The organism is Helicobacter sp. 13S00477-4 (assembly GCF_002272785.1).
In the GTDB taxonomy this organism is placed as follows: domain Bacteria; phylum Campylobacterota; class Campylobacteria; order Campylobacterales; family Helicobacteraceae; genus Helicobacter_J.
In genome coordinates this window covers 1-508 of record NZ_MLAS01000040.1, presented here as the reverse complement: position 1 = coordinate 508, position 508 = coordinate 1, and the positions used below count along the sequence as shown (strand labels likewise).

The window sequence follows — 508 nt, the reverse complement described above, 5'->3', positions numbered from 1 at the left end:
TGTTGTAGGTTTGAAGATTTATTTTATTTTTCATTCAAAAGCTCCTTTTTTCTTTGTATGCAGATGTTTATATCTTTTAAAGGTGTTTTTTGAGATTTTTTAACAAAAGTATGCAAAATCACGATTGAGTTTTTTTCAAAATAACAAAACACACTCCTAGTAATCCCACTCTTTGCCTTTAGTCTGATTTCAAATAATCCATTATTCAAAGATTTTGTATAAGGCATTCCAAGATTAAAAGAATTTGTTTTATCCATCAGTTCAATAATTTCAAAAAACTTAGCTACCAAATCAGGATTTAAATTCATCGTGGCTTTTTCAACATTTTCATTAAAGAAAATTACTTCCAAACAAATCCTTTTATGGTTTTTCAAACACAATATTATCATTTTTGATAATAAAAATCAAGTGCAATTCACCCAAACTCCACAAGAATCCGCCAGCCACTTGAGTCAATACTATGGCTCACTTTGTTGATTACATATTGTCCTTCTAGCTCTTTATCCCC

1 protein-coding gene is annotated in these 508 nt (G+C 29.1%); it reads right to left on the bottom strand.

Annotated elements, in window-relative coordinates; genetic code table 11:
- Positions 1-23: 23 nt before the first annotated feature.
- Complete coding sequence (locus tag BKH44_RS08660) at positions 24-350, bottom strand: type II toxin-antitoxin system RelE/ParE family toxin (RefSeq protein ID WP_257842636.1); 327 nt, start codon at positions 348-350, stop codon at positions 24-26.
- Positions 351-508 lie beyond the last annotated feature (158 nt).